The organism is Collinsella sp. TF07-1, assembly GCF_003437235.1.
In the GTDB taxonomy this organism is placed as follows: domain Bacteria; phylum Actinomycetota; class Coriobacteriia; order Coriobacteriales; family Coriobacteriaceae; genus Collinsella.
Window position 1 is genome coordinate 82115 of record NZ_QSRV01000008.1, and the last position, 16888, is coordinate 99002.

Annotated in this window: 12 protein-coding genes and 1 tRNA gene; 8 read left to right on the plus strand and 5 right to left on the minus strand. The window is 61.5% G+C overall.

Annotation, left to right across the window (positions count from 1 at the left end):
- The first annotated feature begins 53 nt into the window (after positions 1 to 53).
- The 6 genes from DXC67_RS04845 (at position 54) to DXC67_RS04870 (ending at position 8343) form a co-directional block, all read left to right on the plus strand.
- A tRNA-Leu gene (locus DXC67_RS04845) sits at positions 54 to 137 on the plus strand.
- Between the two features lie 88 nt (positions 138 to 225).
- Positions 226 to 1527 carry a trigger factor gene (gene tig, locus DXC67_RS04850; RefSeq protein WP_231501567.1) on the plus strand — a complete coding sequence of 434 codons (1302 nt, stop codon included), beginning with the start codon at positions 226 to 228 and terminating at the stop codon, positions 1525 to 1527.
- A 163-nt stretch (positions 1528 to 1690) separates the two neighbouring features.
- The gene (locus DXC67_RS04855; protein ID WP_022095182.1) at positions 1691 to 2311 is read left to right on the plus strand and encodes an ATP-dependent Clp protease proteolytic subunit; all 621 of its coding nucleotides are present in this window, start codon (positions 1691 to 1693) and stop codon (positions 2309 to 2311) included.
- A 1-nt stretch (position 2312) separates the two neighbouring features.
- The gene (gene clpX, locus DXC67_RS04860; protein ID WP_117637569.1) at positions 2313 to 3719 is read left to right on the plus strand and encodes an ATP-dependent Clp protease ATP-binding subunit ClpX; all 1407 of its coding nucleotides are present in this window, start codon (positions 2313 to 2315) and stop codon (positions 3717 to 3719) included.
- A 337-nt stretch (positions 3720 to 4056) separates the two neighbouring features.
- Positions 4057 to 6753: a valine--tRNA ligase gene (locus DXC67_RS04865; RefSeq protein ID WP_117637570.1), complete on the plus strand. Its 2697-nt coding sequence runs from the start codon at positions 4057 to 4059 to the stop codon at positions 6751 to 6753.
- A 246-nt stretch (positions 6754 to 6999) separates the two neighbouring features.
- Positions 7000 to 8343 (plus strand): folylpolyglutamate synthase/dihydrofolate synthase family protein, encoded by a 1344-nt coding sequence (locus DXC67_RS04870; protein WP_117637571.1) that lies wholly within the window; start codon positions 7000 to 7002, stop codon positions 8341 to 8343.
- 350 nt (positions 8344 to 8693) lie between these two features.
- On the opposite strand, the gene DXC67_RS04875 is transcribed toward DXC67_RS04870, so the two are convergent.
- From DXC67_RS04875 to DXC67_RS04890, 4 genes are all read right to left on the minus strand, one after another.
- On the minus strand, positions 8694 to 9782 hold the full coding sequence (locus tag DXC67_RS04875) for a Xaa-Pro peptidase family protein (RefSeq protein WP_199410612.1): 1089 nt from the start codon (positions 9780 to 9782) through the stop codon (positions 8694 to 8696).
- A 467-nt stretch (positions 9783 to 10249) separates the two neighbouring features.
- The gene (locus DXC67_RS04880) at positions 10250 to 10648 is read right to left on the minus strand and encodes a DUF1667 domain-containing protein (protein WP_117637572.1); all 399 of its coding nucleotides are present in this window, start codon (positions 10646 to 10648) and stop codon (positions 10250 to 10252) included.
- 3 nt (positions 10649 to 10651) lie between these two features.
- Positions 10652 to 12019, minus strand: coding sequence for an NAD(P)/FAD-dependent oxidoreductase (locus DXC67_RS04885; protein WP_117637573.1), 1368 nt, complete (start codon positions 12017 to 12019; stop codon positions 10652 to 10654).
- Between the two features lies 1 nt (position 12020).
- On the minus strand, positions 12021 to 13502 hold the full coding sequence (locus DXC67_RS04890; RefSeq protein WP_117637574.1) for an NAD(P)/FAD-dependent oxidoreductase: 1482 nt from the start codon (positions 13500 to 13502) through the stop codon (positions 12021 to 12023).
- A 726-nt stretch (positions 13503 to 14228) separates the two neighbouring features.
- On the opposite strand from DXC67_RS04890, the gene DXC67_RS04895 reads away from it, so the two are divergent.
- Both DXC67_RS04895 and thrS read left to right on the plus strand, forming a co-directional pair.
- On the plus strand, positions 14229 to 14660 hold the full coding sequence (locus DXC67_RS04895; RefSeq protein WP_055251579.1) for a zinc ribbon domain-containing protein: 432 nt from the start codon (positions 14229 to 14231) through the stop codon (positions 14658 to 14660).
- Positions 14661 to 14888: 228 nt separating this feature from the next.
- The gene (thrS, locus tag DXC67_RS04900) at positions 14889 to 16652 is read left to right on the plus strand and encodes a threonine--tRNA ligase (RefSeq protein WP_055251577.1); all 1764 of its coding nucleotides are present in this window, start codon (positions 14889 to 14891) and stop codon (positions 16650 to 16652) included.
- An 8-nt stretch (positions 16653 to 16660) separates the two neighbouring features.
- Here thrS and DXC67_RS10590 read toward each other — a convergent pair.
- On the minus strand, positions 16661 to 16888 hold a 228-nt coding region (locus tag DXC67_RS10590), incomplete at its 5' end, for a hypothetical protein (protein ID WP_233503164.1).

Below are 16888 nucleotides of genomic sequence, written 5' to 3' on the forward strand. Positions count from 1 at the left end.
TGTGCGTGCGCTTGTCGTTCGTATCTGCTATCATTCCTAGTCTGTGCGCTCATGCGGGCGTGGCGGAATTGGTAGACGCGCCAGATTTAGGTTCTGGTGGGATTCCCGTGAAGGTTCGAGTCCTTTCGCCCGCACCAACGCATCTGCGTCGGCTTCGGCCGTCGCGACTCTTTGTTGCATAAAGGTACCAGCACCTCAGATAAGCTGGGCAGTATGAGGAGGAACGTGTTGAACATCACCGCTTCTGACGTCAAGGACGCCAAGCTCACCGCTACGGTCACCATCCCGGCCGCCGACGTCGACGCCGCGATCAAGAAGGCCTACAAGGACACCGCCAAGAAGTACCGCTTCCCGGGCTTCCGTGCCGGCAAGGCTCCCCGTCCGGTCATCGATTCCGCTCTTGGCGCCGAGGCTACCCTCGCTCAGGCCACCAACGACCTGATCGCCGCCAACGAGCCCGCCGTCCTCAACGAGCTGGACATCGTCCCCACCAAGAGCGGTGACTACAAGGAGCTCGACCTCGCCAAGGATCACGAGGACTACACCTACACCGTCGAGTTCTCCCTGCGTCCCGCCGCTGAGCTCTCCTCCTTCGACGCTGTCGAGATCGAGATGCCCCCTGCGGAGGTCACCGAGTCCGAGATCAACAACCAGGTCGAGATGCTCCTCAACTACCGTGCCACCTTCGAGGATGTCGAGGGCCGCGCTGTCGAGTCCGAGGACTACGTTACCGTCGACCTCAAGGCCGTCGAGAACGCCGACAACTTTGCCGCCGAGGGCCGTATGCTCATCGCCGGTAGCGACAGCAACCCCGCCGAGTTCAACGAGGCTCTGATCGGCGCCAACGTTGACGACGTCAAGTCCGTCACCTGGACCGACGAGGCCGAGGAGGGCGAGGAGGCCGAGACCCACACCGTCGAGGTCACCGTCAAGGGCATCAAGGTCCGCAACACCCCCGAGCTCACCGACGAGCTCGTCAAGTCCGACTTTGGCTTCGACAGCATCGACGCCATGCGCGACGCCATCAAGATTGAGATTGAGCAGGACAAGGCTTCCCGCCTGCCGGCCGAGAAGGAGAACCGTTGCGTCTCCGCTCTCGCCGAGCGTCTGCAGCTCGACGAGATGGACGCCGACTACGAGCAGTCCGTCTTTGAGGAGCTTGGCCAGAACTTCCTGTCCAACCTCGCTGCCCGCGGCATGACGCTCGACACCTGGCTGCCCGCTTCCGGTCTGACCATGGAGCAGTTCATCGGCGACCTGCATAAGCAGGCCAACGACGTTGCCCGTGAGTCCCTGGCTCTGGACGCCCTCGCGCGTGAGCTCAAGATTGAGGTCACCGAGGACGACATCAACGCCGAGTTCGAGAAGGCCGGCGTCAAGGACGTCGAGGCTTCCAAGGCCGAGTTCATCGCCGATGGCCGCATGCCTGCCGTCCGCGAGTCCATCCGTCGCTCCAAGGCCGTCGACCACCTGGTCGAGAACGCCAAGGTGACCGAGGTCGACGAGACCGCCAAGGACGCCGAGTAATTCTCGCCACCTTGCCCGCGAGCGCATGTATGTGCCCGTGATGGGGTAAAGTTAATAGCCGGTTATCCGGTTGCTTCGTACGGTGCCAGCCAATGCATAGCATGCGGGCACCGTACGTTTATCTAGAACCAATTTGGTCCGCAAGAGAGAAATGGAGATGCGTATGATCGCTAAGTTCGATTCCGCCCTCGTGCCATACGTTATCGAGCAGACGCCGCGCGGCGAGCGCAGCTACGATATCTATTCGCGCCTGCTCAACGACCGCATCATCTTCTTGGGCGAGGAGATCAACTCCGTCAGCGCCAACCTGGTCGTTGCCCAGCTGCTGCATCTTGAGAGCCAGGATGCCGAGAAGGATATCTCGCTCTACATCAATTCGCCCGGTGGCGAGGTTTACTCCGGCCTGGCGATTCTTGACACCATGAACTTCATCAAGCCGCAGGTCTCCACCATCTGCGTCGGTATGGCCGCGTCCATGGCCGCCGTGCTGCTTTCGGCCGGCGCTAAGGGCAAGCGCTTCTGCCTGCCGCACTCCAAAGTCATGATTCACCAGCCCAGCGGCGGTGCCCAGGGTCAGCAGACCGAGATTGAGATTGTGGCCGAGGAGATCAAGAAGACCCGCCGCGAGCTCAACCAGATCTTGTCCGATGCCTCGGGCCAGCCCATCGAGAAGGTCCAGGCCGATACCGAGCGCGACAACTACCTGACCGCCGCCGAGGCCCTCGACTACGGCCTGATTGACCGTATCGTCACCTCGCGAGATCTCGCCGCGAAGGATGCCTAGGATGGCAGGTAACATGCAGGACAACTTTGACGAGAACGGCAACCCCATCCGCTGCTCCTTTTGCGGAAAAGAGCAGGGCCAGGTCCGTCGCCTCGTAAAGGGCCCGACCAACATCTTTATCTGTGACGAGTGCGTCGCCGCCTGTTCCGAGATCCTTGAGGAGTCGCTGGCTTCGGACTTTATGGACGCTGCCCGCAACGGCAAGCTGCCGGGCTTCCTCAACGACCACGGCCAGGCTGCATCCCAGCCCGCCGTGGACCCCGAGGCCGAGGGCTTTGAGCTCGAGGACGACCGCCAGGTCATCACGCACGTGCCGACGCCGCACGAGATCTATGACGAGCTTTCGGCCTATGTCATGGGGCAGGAGGACGCCAAGCGCGCCATGTCGGTGGCCGTGTACAACCACTATCGCCGCGTGATCGAGGGCGGCGCCGCGGTGTCCGCTTTTGACGACAGCATGGGCTCGCAGTTCGACACCGATATGGACGAGGTGGAGCTCGCCAAGTCCAATATTTTGCTGCTCGGTCCCACCGGTACCGGTAAGACCCTGCTCGCCCAGACGCTCGCCCGCATTCTCGAGGTGCCGTTTGCCATCGCCGACGCCACCGCGCTTACCGAGGCCGGTTACGTGGGCGAGGATGTGGAGAACATCCTGCTCAAGCTCATCAACGCCGCTGATGGCGACATTGAGCGCGCTCAGGTGGGCATTATCTACGTGGACGAGATTGACAAGATTGCCCGCAAGGCCGAGAACCTCTCCATTACCCGCGATGTCTCGGGCGAGGGTGTGCAGCAGGCGCTGCTTAAGATTCTTGAGGGCACGGTGGCCAGCGTTCCGCCTACCGGTGGCCGCAAGCATCCCCAGCAGGAGCTGCTGCAGATCGACACGACTAACATCCTGTTTATCTGCGGCGGTGCCTTTGTGGGTCTGGACAAGATCATCGCCGACCGCGTGGGCAACAAGGGCGTGGGCTTTAACTCCGAGATCGCCGGCCCCACCTCGGTCGACGAGAACGACCTGCTGCGTCAGGTGCTCCCGCAGGACCTCAACGCCTTTGGCATGATCCCCGAGTTCGTGGGCCGTACGCCCGTTGTCACCCAGACGCAGGCGCTCGACGAGGACGACCTGGTGTCGATTCTGACCGAGCCCAAGAACGCCGTGGTGCGTCAGTACCGCAAGATGTTCCAGCTCGAGGACGTTGAGCTTGAGTTTGAGGACGCGGCGCTGCACGAGATCGCCCGCATGGCACTCGCCCGCAAGACCGGCGCCCGCGGCCTGCGCTCCATCTGCGAGGACGTGCTGCAGCAGACGATGTTCGACCTCCCCAGCGAGGAAGGCGTCGCCAAGGTCATCGTGACCGAAGCCTCCGTAAAGGGCGAAGAACAGCCCCAGCGCATCTATGGGTAAATAGCGCCCGTTTAGGTCCCGCGGCAACCACTGCGGGACCTGCCTTTTAGGGACAGGTTTATTTTGGTCGGTTTTATATGGGCAAACGTCATTCTGCCTGATAAAACCTGCCAAAATAAACCTGTCCCTTTTTGGTAGGTATGCCTGTGCTATTCTGTGAGATTGTTTAGCTAGTATCTTCAGACTGAAGTAATCGATACCTAAGGCGTGTCCGCCTGCTTGGTTTTCGTAGATTCCGCACGAGCCGAAGGCCACTTAATGTGGCCTTCGTGCGAGCCAGGACTTGACCGAGCGAAAACCAAGCAGGCGGACACGCCGGCGGGACAGGGAGAGATATATGGAAGAAATGCCCAAGAACTACGATCCGTCGACCAACGAGCCGGCGATCCTGCAGAAGTGGCTCGACGGCGGCTACTACAAGCGCCGTGAGGGCGTGGGCGACTGCACCGTCACCATTCCGCCTCCCAACGTGACCGGCAAGCTCCATATGGGTCACGCTACTGACGACTCCATCCAGGACGCCATCATCCGTATGGCCCGCATGCGCGGCAAGTCCACGCGCTGGGTGCTGGGCACCGATCACGCCGGTATCGCCACGCAGACCAAGGTCGACAAGAAGCTCAAGAGCGAGGGCATCAGCCGCCTGGAGATCGGTCGCGATAAGTTTGTCGACGCCTGCTGGGACTGGACCCACGAGTACGGCGGCATCATCGTCGAGCAGATCAAGCGCATGGGCTGCTCCGTCGACTTTGATAACGAGCGCTTTACCATGGACGAGGACTACGCGCAGGCCGTGCGCAAGGTCTTTTGCGACTGGTACCACGACGGTCTGATCTACCGCGGCAAGCGCATCGTCAACTGGTGCCCCAACTGCACCACCGCCATTTCGGACGATGAGGCCGAGTATAAGGACGAGAAGGGTCACCTGTGGCACCTGCGCTACCCGCTGACCGAGCCGGTTAACGGCCAGGACTACATCGTCGTCGCCACCACGCGCCCCGAGACCATGCTCGGCGACACGGGCGTCGCCGTCTCCCCGAAGGATCCCGAGAAGGCCGCCTTCGTGGGTAAGACCGTCAAGCTCCCCATCGTCGACCGCGAGATTCCCATCTTTGAGGATTGGCACGTCGATGCCAACTTTGGCTCCGGCTTCGTCAAGGTCACCCCGGCCCACGACCCCAACGACTACGCCATGGGTCAGGCCCACGACCTGCCGCAGATCAATATCTTCGACGAGCACGCGGTGGTCGTCGAGGGTTACGGCGAGTTCACCGGCATGAACCGCGAGGAGTGCCGCGAGGCCGTCATCAAGTGGTTTGAGGAGCACGGCCTGCTCGATCACGTCGAGGACCTCGACCACTCCGTCATGCACTGCTACCGTTGCGACTCCGCGCTGGAGCCGTGGCTGTCCGAGCAGTGGTTTGTGGCCGTCGACAAGCTCAAGGGACCGGCGCTCGACGCCGTCAACTCCGGCAAGGTCACTTTCCACCCCGCGCGCTGGACGCAGACCTACACCACCTGGATGGAAAACCTCAAGGACTGGTGCATCTCGCGCCAGCTGTGGTGGGGCCATCGCATTCCCGTGTTCTACTGCGAGGACTGCGGCTGGGAGGACGCCCTCACCGAGGACACCGATGTGTGTCCCAAGTGCGGCGGCCATCACGTGCATCAGGACGAGAACGTGCTGGACACCTGGTTCAGCTCGCAGCTGTGGACCTTCGCCACGCAGGGCTGGCCGCAAAAGCCGGAGCTGCTCGAGGGCCATCACCCCACGACGGCGCTCGTCACCGCACGCGACATCATCGCGCTGTGGGTCGCCCGCATGGTCATGAGTTCGCTGTATTTCTTGGACGAGGTGCCGTTTAAGGACGTCGTCATATACCCGACGATCTTGGCCAAGGACGGCAGCCGCATGTCCAAGTCCAAGGGCAACGGCGTTGACCCCATGGACCTCATTGGCATGTACGGCGCCGACGCCATGCGCTTCAACTTGCTCACGCTGTGCACCAACAACCAGGACGTCAAGTTTGACGCGAACATCGACAAGAAGACCAAGAAGCTCATCGACAGCCCGCGTACCGACCAGGCCAAGAGCTTTGTGACCAAGATCTGGAACGCCAGCCGCTTCCTGCTCATGAACATGGAGGGCTACACGCCCGGCGAGCCTGTCGTGGAGACGCCGGCCGACGCTTGGATGTTCAGCCGCCTGGCCAAGGCCGTGAAGATGGTCACCGAGGGTATTGAGAACTACACCTTTGGCGACATGGCCCGCGGCCTGCAGCAGTTCTTCTGGAACGAGGTCTGCGACTGGTACGTCGAGGTCACCAAGGCCCGTCTGAAGGGCGAGGGCCGTCTACAGGCGCAGCGCAACCTGATCTTTGTGCTCGACACCTCCATTCGCCTGATGCACCCGCTTATGCCGTTTGTCACCGAGGAGATCTGGGACAACATGCCGGCGAGCGTGCTCGACCTGGACGCCGAGGGCAACGTGAACCGCGCCGAGGCGCTCATGATCGCCAAGTGGCCCGAGCCCGCCGACTACGCCAAGTACGTCGACGAGCCCGCCGAGCGCGCGTTTGAGCTGTGCCGTGCCGTCGTTTCCGCCGCCCGTGCCACCCGTTCGCGTTATCGCTTAAGCCCCAAGGCGGAGCTCGACGTGGTCGTGCGCGCCGGTGCCGAGGACATCGAGAAGCTCGAGAGCCTGCGCTCCACGATTGAGCCGCTGGCGAACACCGCTTCGCTGGTCATGGGCACCGATGTTGAGAAGCCGGCTGCGAGCATTGCCGTGGTCGATAGCGGTGTCGAGGTCTTTGTGGTGCTCGAGGGCAAGGTTGACCTTTCGGCCGAGAAGGCACGCCTGGAGAAGGAGATCGCCGCGGCCCAGAAGGAGCTTGCTGGCTGCGAGAAGACCCTTGCCAACGAGGGCTTTGTGGCCAAGGCCGCACCCGCGGTGGTCCAGAAGAAGAGGGACCGTGCAGCTGAGCTCAAGGAGATCCTGGCGGCGCTGACTGCTCAGGTTGCTGACTTCTCGTAGGCGTTACTGGGGGGCGCGTCCCGACGCCTTGCTCGCTACTGCGAACACTTATTCCGCCGTTCTAACGAACGGCGGCTGACTCGACGCTGCAAACGCCTCTGATGGCCAATCTGCCGTTCAACTTCGGGCGCATGGGCATAAGCCCTATGCGCCCTTGTTTCACGGCACCTTGGCTCATCAGAGGCGTTTTCGCTGACTATCCTCAACCTATACTGTTTTATTTTTCTATGAATGGCGGTTCTAAAAATGCCTAAGCGTTCCGGCTTGTATACCGTTCCTTTTGAGTTTGATTTGCTTTCGTTTGATGAGGCTGTTGGGCTGGCTGCTGATACGGGGCGGATTTCTGGGGATGCTGGGCCTCTGCTCGAGACGGTTGTCGATATGCTTGATGAGCTGGGACGTCCGGACGAGTACTTTGATTGCATTCAGGTTGCCGGCACCAATGGCAAGACTTCGACTACGCGTTTTTCGGCTGCCATTCTTCGTGGTGAGGGGCTCAAGACCGCGCTGTATACGTCGCCACAGCTGGTACGCTATCCCGAGCGCATGGAAGTCGATGGATGTGTCGTGAGCGATGAGGCATTCGCCCGTGGCGTTTCGGCCGCTGTTGAGGCGGGGCATCGAGTGAATGCCCGTCGTGTGGCGGCGGGGGAGCGCGCCTATACCATCACGCCGTTTGACCTTTTGACGGCTGCTGCACTTGTGGTGTTTGCCGAGGCTCGCGTGGATGTTGCCGTGCTTGAGGTTGGCATGGGCGGACGCTGGGATGCTACGAGTGCGACTGATCCCGTGGCCGTCGCCATTACGGGTATTGGGCTCGATCACACACGTATTTTGGGCGATACGCTCGAGGCCATTGCGGGGGAGAAGGCTGCGGTTATTAAGCCTGGGCGATTGGTTGTTTTGGGCGAGGGCACGCATGAGCCGAGCGTTCAGCGCGTAATGGATACGCGCTGCCGCGAGTGCGGTGTGGTGCCGCTGGTGGTGAGCCATTCCACGACCAAGGTACCGGCGCATGTAGGCGATACCGTGGAGTTTAGCTGTACTACGCCGCGTGCCATCTATACGTCGAGTATGGTTAAGCCGGCGTATCAGCCGCAGAATGCTGCGTGCGCGATTATGCTGTGCGAGGGCTATCTTGGCCGCGAGCTCGACCACGATGCGCTCGACGCTTCGCTTATGGGCTGCCCCACGCCGGGTCGCTTTGATGTGCTGGGAACCGATCCGCTCAAGCTGATCGACGCCTGCCATAACCCTCAGAGCTGCGAGAACTTTGTGAGTGCGCTGGACGAGATCGATCCGTGCGTGGAGAATCGCCCCACGCTGTTGTGTGCCGCGCTGGCCGATAAGGACGTGGCGGGTATCGTTGACGTTCTGGTTCCGGCGTTCCCCCGCGTGGTCGTAACCCAGACCGATTCCGATCGCGCCTTGCCCGCACAGGAGCTTGTCTCCCTGGTGGACGCCGACAAGCTCGCGGGCGTATATCCGAGCGTGCCCGAGGCCCTCGCTGCCTTCGATGCCGCGGGCGAGTCCTTCGTAGCCGCCGGCACCATCACCCTAGCCGGCGAAGTAGCCGGCCTGCTGCGCTAACCCATCCCCTCAGCGGTTGCGGTGAAATGCGGACTGTTTTACAAGCCAGGAGCCTCAAACAGTCCGTATATCACCGCAACTCAAAAGCAGTCAATTTGGGACGGGGCTTTTTGGCTGCCCTGTGCCCCGAGTTGACTCGCTTGCCACGAAATGGGCCTATTTACTACGTTTGACCGACTACCCTCGACCACGCGGGGCATTGTGAAATTAAAACCGCAGGTAAAGGGCTCGCCATTTTTCAAAAAAGACCTGCATGGTCGACCCATGCGGGTTAAACGTAGTAGATAGCCCGTTTTCGTGGTGCGACGTTAACGGAATGTGTCAACGGGGCTGTCCCTTTGGCACATTGGCTAGCCTAGGCGGACTGGGTCGTGGGGGTAGGCGTTGAGGATCTCGACGCCGGACTCGGTAACTAGGGCCAGGTCCTCGATGCGGACGCCGGTGCGGCCGGGGAGGTAGATGCCCGGTTCGATGGAGAACGTCATGCCTGGCTCTACGACCTGCTCGTTGACCAGCGAGACGTCGCCCGGTTCATGGTCCTGCAGACCGATCGAGTGGCCCAGGCGATGCGTGAAGTACTTGCCGTAGCCAGCGTCCTCAATCACGTCGCGCGCGGCACGGTCCAGGTCGCACATGCGCACGCCCGGCGCGATGAGCGCCTCGGCGGCCTCGTTGGCGCGGCGCACGATGTCGTAGATGTGTGCCGTCTCCTCGTCCGGCTCGCCCCAAAAGAACGTGCGCGTCATGTCCGAGCAGTAGTTGCGGCGACGTCCGCCAATGTCGAACAGCACCACGTCGCCTCGCTTGAGTACGGTGCCGTCGGGCTCGTGATGCGGGTCTCCGGCGTTGGCGCCAAAGCTCACGATGGGCGGAAAGCTAAAGCCCTCGCAGTCGTGCTTGCGGTACAGGCCGAGCATCTGGTCGGCAATTTCGCGTTCCGTTACGCCCTCGTGGACGAGCTTGATGGCGTCGGCCATCACAGTGTCGTTGGCGGCCGAGGACGCGCGCATGAGCTCCTGCTCGGCTTCGTCCTTGTGGGTGCGTGCGGCGGTGACGGCAAAGTCGCCTAGGAAGAACTCGCTCGCGGCGTGACGATCCATAAGGGGCATCAAAAAGCCGGAACGCATGACGGTGTCGATGCCGAGTGGCTTGGCAGGATTGATCTCGCGTGCGATGGCGTCGGTCGCGACGTCGGTGTCGGTGTGGTAGGCCACGCGGGCATTATCGTACTCGGGCAGCTGATGCAGGGCGTTGACCAAGATCACGGGCTCGGCATCGCGCGCGAGCAGCACGCCACAAAAACGCTCGAACATATCGGCATAAAAGCCGGTCAGATAGTAGATCGACCACGGGTCGTTCACGAGCAGCTGCGCGCCGAGGTGCTGAGCCTCGAGCGCATCGAGCACGCGCGCCACACGCTGGCCATCGATATGTGCCATACATCGTCCTTTCGCTAGGTTGCCACCATGGTATCCCCAATGCCAGGGTAGTCAATTTGGGACGGGGCTATTTTGGCTGCGTCAAACATGCGGGCTGATAGGTAAAAGTAGTCAATATGGTCCCGTCCCAAATGGGCTGCTTTCAAAACTATGGCGGATTACGGGGCTGGACCTGTATTGCTTGACCATGGGAAAAATCGCGAAATTAAAACCGCAGGTAGAGGACTTATCAAAAATCGATAATTGCCGGTATGGATGGGGGTCTCCGAATCAGCCCCGTAATCCGGCATAGTTTTGAAATGGCACTAAAGTAGGCACAGGCTAAATACCGATTCCAATGATAGTTGCGGTGGAATAGTTCCTGGATACCGGGGTTTTGGCGGAAATCAGGAACTATTTCACCGCAATTCAGGAGGGACGGGGTGGATGGCGGGGTAGCTAAAAGAGCCCGGTCCTAAATGAGCTGATTAGGCGGGGTCGATGTCCATGCTGGCGATGAGGTCGGTGCCGGTGTCTAGGAGGTTCGGGAGGACTACGTCGCCCATGCGGATGGGGGCGTCGACGACTAGGCCGCGAATGAGGTCCATGGCCTGGGCATGGAGTTCGAGCGGGATGGCTTCGGCCGTGCGCACGGGTAGCAGCGCCTCGTCGCCGCCGGATACGGCTACGGTGGTGGTGAGCACGCGCATGGGGCAGGTGAGCTCCTGATGCGCGAACGTATCACCGCGCGGGCAGCTGTTGCCGGTCACGGAGCGCACCTCTACCACGGCGTCGTCTGTGTCACGCTCCACCTCCACGGTCAGGAGGCACTCGGAGGGGCAGGTGGTGCAGTTGAACTGCAGAGTTTCGATCGCATTCGTGCTCATGAGCTATGCCTCCTCAACGGGGTCGACGGACAGGACAATCTCGCTAACACCCAAGTCGAGCGCATGCTGAATCACCTTTGCCGGCAGCGGGAAGCTTTCCATGACGCTCGGTTTAAACGGGCGGACCTTGCCGGTGAACAGTTCCTCGTCGCCTGCTAGAATGCGCACGCGGGCGGCGTCGACGGGTCGGCGCACGCGGAAGTTAAGTTTAGTGAGCCCGACGGTCGTAATGCGCCCCGGCAGCGCGTAGCCCGCAATGCCGGCGGGGGAGACCGTGAGCTCGCAGCCCGCGTCCGCAGTGCCCGCATCGGCCCCAGCACCACAGCCCAGCGCGTACGCCGCCGCGGCTGCGCCGGCGCGTTCGGACTCGGTCGTCACGTTGTCGGCCAGATCGTGTACGTGCAGTACGTTGCCGCAGGCAAATATGCCCGGCACGTCCGTCTGCAGACTCTGGTCCACCACGGCGCCGCGCGTACGTGGGTCCAGCTCCACGCCCGCGGCAACCGAAAGCTCGTTCTCGGGAATCAGACCCACCGAAAGCAGTAGCGTGTCGCACGGAACAACGCGTTCGGTCCCGGGGATGGGTGCAAGATGCTCGTCAACCTGGCTCACCTCGACAGCCTCCACGCGGTCGTGCCCGATCACGCGCGTGACCGTGGTAGACAGATGTAACGGAATACCAAAGTCATCCAGGCAGTTCTTAACGTTGCGGCGCAGGCCGTTGGCGTACGGCATGAGCTCGTACACGCCCTCGACCGAAATCCCCTCGAGCGTGCAGCGGCGCGCCATGATAAGCCCGATGTCACCCGAGCCCAAAATGACGGCGCGCGAGCCGGGCTTGAGGTTCTCGATATTGATGTATCGCTGCGCCAGGCCGGCCGTAAACACGCCGGCGGGTCGGCTGCCGGGGATCTTGATCTCACTGCGGGTGCGCTCGCGGCAACCCATGGCAAGGACGACCGCACGCCCGGTGAGCTGCAGCATACCGGTGGGGCTCATGAGCGTGACGGTGTGGAGTGCGGCGTCTTCCGTGGACTCGCCCGAATCAATCCCGAGCACCATGTTGTCCAAGAACAGCGCAATGTTGGTCGCGCGCACCTGGTCGATAAAGCGCTGCGCGTACTCGGGGCCGGTGAGCTCCTGCTTGAAGTGCGAAAGGCCAAAACCGGGGTGGATGCACTGGCGCAGGATGCCGCCCAAGTGCTGCTCGCGCTCCACGATGGCCACGCACGCGCCGGCCTTATGCGCGGAAAGCGCGGCCGCCATGCCGGCAGGTCCGCCGCCGATAACGACCACGTCGAAGGCCTGCGTCGGCACGGCGTCCGCGGCGCCGTCGGTCGCGCTCGCTGCATTCACTTCAAAGCTTGCCATCCTAGCGCACCCCCTTCAGTGGTCCCTCAACCAGCCAAGATCCGGCATCCTCCAGCAGCACCTCGCTGGGATCACACCCCAGCTCTCGGGCAAGGATTGCCACCACGCGGCTCTGGCAAAAACCACTCTGGCACCGACCCATGCCGGCACGGCAGCGGCGTTTGACGCCCTCGACCGAAACCGCACCCGGGCGGCGTCGAATCGCGGCAACAATCTCGGCCTCGGGCACCGTCTCGCAGCGGCAGACAATCTGCCCCCACGCGGAGTCGGACTCAATGAGCTCCTCCTTGCGCGCAAGCGGCGCACGGTCGAAGTCGTCCGGCGCGCGGCGAATCGGATTCCAATCGGCTCGTTCGCGCAGGGCCACGCCGACATTGCGCAGTACCTGCTCCATGCGCTCGGCAATGGCTGGCGCGCTCGCCACACCCGGTGACTGAATGCCTGCCGCCTGGAACAGCCCCGGCACCACGGCCGACTGCCCAATAAAGAAGTCGTTCGTCCCCTTAATGACCGGGCGTCCGCCGGCAAACGCGCGCACCACGCGGCGCGTGTCCAGGTCGGGCACCAGCTTGCGCGCGCCGGTCAGCAGCGCGTCGACATCGGTCGCGTAGGTCTGCGTGTCGCCCGGCTCGCGCACGGCGGCGGTCGCGGTAATCACGGTGTTCCCATGTACGGTGCCCGTGACGATAACGCCCTTGGAAACTGGCGTGGGCACTGGGTAGAGCGGCATGAGCGCACGCGGCTCTTTGTCTAGCACCACGATGTTGCCTTGGCGCCAGACCATCTGGAACTCCTCGGCCCCCGCCATATGCGAGATGTCCGCGGCTCCGTTGCCCGCGGCGTTGATCAGGTAACGGCAGCGCACGTCGCCGGCGGGCGTCACCAGCGTAAAGCGCGCGCGGTCCTTGCTGTCGGCAGCAGCGTCCTCGTCGTGTGAGCTAGCAACCTCAATCGCCTCCACCGGTACGGAGCGCATAAACGTTACGCCGTTGGCAACCGCGTTCTCCAGCGCGGCGATGGCCACTTCAAACGGGTCAACGTAACCGGTCGAAGGACACCACAACGCGCATGTTGCGTCGGCGCTGGCACGCGGTTCCAGCTCGCGGATACGTTCGGGGCCGATAATCGACAGCTCGGGCACGCCGTTGGCCAGGCCATTCTGGCGCAGCTTCTCCAGGTGTGCGCGGTCTTCGTCGTTAAACCCCAGCACCATCGACCCGGTGCGGCGGAACAAAAAGCCCAGCTCCTGGGCCCAGATGCCATACAGTTCGCAGCCGCGGGCATTGACCTGTGCCTTTACGGTGCCCGGAGCCGGATCGTAACCGGCGTGCACCAGGCCGCCGTTGGCCTTCGAGGCGCCCAGCGCGATGTCGTTGGCCGCCTCGACCACGCAAATGGACAAGTCATAGCGCGAGAGCTGCCGCGCGATGGCGCACCCGGTGATGCCCGCGCCCACAATCGCGATATCAAACGTTTCTGCCACGGTGCCTCCCAGACGAGTTGACAGGCTGTCAATAGGACTATCCTACGGCCTGCACATCCCCAGTGCGGCGGCAATGCGGCGAACAGCCCCGCAACACCCGCCAACGGCAGGCGAGGGGAGACTCGGCAACGTCGACAACTTCGTCTGCCAACAACTACGGCAACCGTTCGTCTCGATCTGTAACAGTTGGACGAGGATTTGGGTTCCAGTTGTTACAGTTTGAGACATTCGGTTTGGACGGTTTTCTTTGTCTTAATCTGTAACAGTTAGCTGAGGATTTGGGTTCTAGATGTTACAGATCGAGACAAACCTTCCGGCGGATTTTGAATGTCTCGTTCTGTAACATCTAGGGACCGTTTTGGGGTCTAGATGTTACAGATTTAGATGAACCTATCAGTCGGTTTCGAATGTCTAAATCTGTAACGGTTAGACCTGTTTTTGCCGTGTTGTTGTTACAGATTGAGATATTTAACGGAGGGCTCACCGTTCGTCTTGATCTGTAACAGTAAGAGGGGTTTTGGGGCCCAAGATGTTACAGATCGAGATTGAAGTCGGGGAGGGACCCCTGTGTCTCGATCTGTAACACCTAGACCCGGATTCCGCTCCCACCTGTTACAGATTGAGATGTTTGTGTCCGCGCCAGCCCCGCCCCTAGCCGTAGTCCCATATAAACAAACCCCGTGGTAAACTTGAGCAGACTGTAAATATTCCGAAAGGTACACCCCAATGTCCAAGTACATCTCCGAGCTCATGTCGCCGCAGCTTATGGGCGTCGTCTATGCCTTCGTTGGCTTTATCATTGCCCTGTATGTGCTGTCGGTCGTCTATGTGTTCATCGACGCTCGCCGCCGCGGCGCCAGCGCCTACGTGGCATGGGGCATCATCGCCCTCATCCCGTTTGTGGGCCTTATCGCCTATCTGGTCCTGCGCCCGCACTCCTACGCGTCCGACCGCGAGGAGCAGGAGCTGGACATGGCTCTGCGCGAGCGCCAGCTTGCCCAGTACGGCACCTGCCCGCAGTGCGGCGCGCCCATCGAGAAGGACTTCGTCGTCTGCCCGGTGTGCGACACCCAGGTTCGAAACGTCTGCCCCAGCTGCCATCGCCCGCTCGATGCGCACTGGAAGGTCTGCCCCTACTGCCGAACTCGCATCCAGTAACGCATCCATCGCCGGGCCGGCCGCAAGCCACGGGCAGCGCGCGTCCCGCGCAAGCCACACGCGCACCCCGCCCCACACGATGAAGCATGCGTAGAAAATCGCCCGCCGTGCCATTAAGGTGCGGCGGGCGCTTGTATACCAAGGCAACCTGCCTATAATGATGCAAGTTAAAACGCCGAGCGCATCGCACGCACTTGCATCAGGCATCCGAGAGGAGAAAACATACCCATGAAGGCACTCTACAATGACGGTTCGGTGGCCGAGCTCCCGCAGGACGAGGTCACGCACGTCATCCGCCACTCCGCCGCGCACATCATGGCACAGGCCATCAAGCGCCTGTACCCCGAGGCCGACTTTGCCTACGGCCCCGCGACCGACAACGGCTTCTACTACGACGTCGACCTGCCCGAGGGCGTCAAAATCAGCGAGGACGACTTCCCCGCGATCGAGGCCGAGATGAAGAAGATCGTCAAGGAGAACCTCAAGTTTTCCGTGTACGAGAAGCCCCGCGCCGAGGCCATCGCTCTTATGGAGGAGCGCGGCGAGAAGTACAAGGTCGAGCACATCGGCGACCTGGACGACGACGCCCGCATCACCTTCTACCAGCAGGGCGACTACATCGACATGTGCGTCGGCCCCCACATCTGCTACACCAAGGCGCTGAAGGCCTTTAAGCTCACCGGCGTCTCGGGCGCTTACTGGAAGGGCGACAAGGACAACAAGATGCTCACCCGCATCAACGGCGTCGCCTTTGCCACCAAGGAAGAGCTCGACGAGCACATGCACATGCTGGAGGAGGCCAAGAAGCGCGACCACCGCAAGATCGGCCGCGAGATGGACCTCTTTATGATGCGCGACGAGGCCCCCGGCTTCCCGTTCTTCCTGCCCAACGGCATGATCCTTAAGAACACGCTGCTGGACTACTGGCGCGAGATCCACCACAAGGCCGGCTACGTGGAGATCTCCACGCCGCTCATCATGAACAAGCAGCTGTGGAAGACCTCGGGCCACTGGGACCACTACAAGGACAACATGTACTCCACCGTCATCGACGACGAAGAGTATTGCATTAAGCCCATGAACTGCCCGGGCGGCGTGCTGGTGTACGCCTCCAAGCCGCACTCCTATCGCGAGCTGCCCATTCGCGCCGGCGAGATTGGCCTGGTGCACCGCCACGAGCTGCGCGGCGCCCTGCACGGCCTGTTCCGCGTGCGCTGCTTTAACCAGGACGACGCCCACCTGTTTGTGCGCCCCGACCAGCTGACCGACGAGATCGTGGGCGTGGTCAACCTCATCGACTCCGTATACCAGAAGTTTGGCTTTAAGTATCACGTTGAGCTTTCCACCCGCCCCGAGGACTCCATGGGTTCCGATGAGGACTGGGCTCGCGCCGAGGAGGGCCTGCGCACCGCTCTGGAGAAGCTGGGCATGGACTACGAGGTCAACGAGGGCGACGGCGCCTTCTATGGCCCCAAGATCGACTTCCACCTGGAGGACTCGCTCGGCCGTACCTGGCAGTGCGGTACCGTGCAGCTCGACTTCCAGATGCCGCTCAACTTTGATCTGGAGTACGTGGATGCCGACGGCACCAAGAAGCGCCCCATCATGCTGCACCGCGTGTGCTTTGGCTCCATCGAGCGCTTCATTGGCATTCTGATTGAGCACTTTGCGGGCAAGTTCCCCACTTGGTTGGCTCCCGTGCAGGTCAAGGCGCTTCCCGTCTCTGAGAAGAGCCGCGACTACGCCCACGAGGTGTGCGCCAAGCTGGAGGAGGCCGGCATTCGCGTGGTCTGCGACGACCGCGACGAGAAGATCGGCTACAAGATCCGTGAGGCTCGCAGCATCGACCGCGTGCCCTACATGCTCATCTTGGGCGAGAAGGAGGTCGAGGCCGGCAACATCTCCGTCCGCGATCGCTCCAACGAGACCGTCCAGATGAGCGTTGACGAGTTTGTTGCAAAGGTGACCGAGGAGATCAAGACCCGCGCCTAAGGCAAACTTCACATCAAGTAACAAAGGCGACCGTCCACAAAGGGCGGTCGCCTTTTTTCATACCCAAAAAAGAAAAGCCGCTGGTTGAGCGGCTTTTTTTGTTGCACAAAAAGGTACAGGTTTTTGTAGAGGGGTATGGAGATGTATCTACCGGCAGAACATTTTGCGTAATCTGGGCAATCGTGGTTGATTTTCAATCTCAACGCAACAGCCTGAACGGGCCCCGCGTTTCCGCA

Bases quoted from the DNA above. Each gene is read 5' to 3' on its own strand.
- DXC67_RS04855 (WP_022095182.1), top strand. From the start codon at position 1,691: ATGATCGCTAAGTTCGATTCCGCCCTCGTGCCATACGTTATCGAGCAG.
- clpX (WP_117637569.1), top strand. From the start codon at position 2,313: ATGGCAGGTAACATGCAGGACAACTTTGACGAGAACGGCAACCCCATC.
- DXC67_RS04865 (WP_117637570.1), top strand. From the start codon at position 4,057: ATGGAAGAAATGCCCAAGAACTACGATCCGTCGACCAACGAGCCGGCG.
- DXC67_RS04870 (WP_117637571.1), top strand. From the start codon at position 7,000: ATGCCTAAGCGTTCCGGCTTGTATACCGTTCCTTTTGAGTTTGATTTG.
- DXC67_RS04875 (WP_199410612.1), bottom strand. From the start codon at position 9,782: ATGGCACATATCGATGGCCAGCGTGTGGCGCGCGTGCTCGATGCGCTC.
- DXC67_RS04880 (WP_117637572.1), bottom strand. From the start codon at position 10,648: ATGAGCACGAATGCGATCGAAACTCTGCAGTTCAACTGCACCACCTGC.
- DXC67_RS04885 (WP_117637573.1), bottom strand. From the start codon at position 12,019: ATGGCAAGCTTTGAAGTGAATGCAGCGAGCGCGACCGACGGCGCCGCG.
- DXC67_RS04895 (WP_055251579.1), top strand. From the start codon at position 14,229: ATGTCCAAGTACATCTCCGAGCTCATGTCGCCGCAGCTTATGGGCGTC.
- thrS (WP_055251577.1), top strand. From the start codon at position 14,889: ATGAAGGCACTCTACAATGACGGTTCGGTGGCCGAGCTCCCGCAGGAC.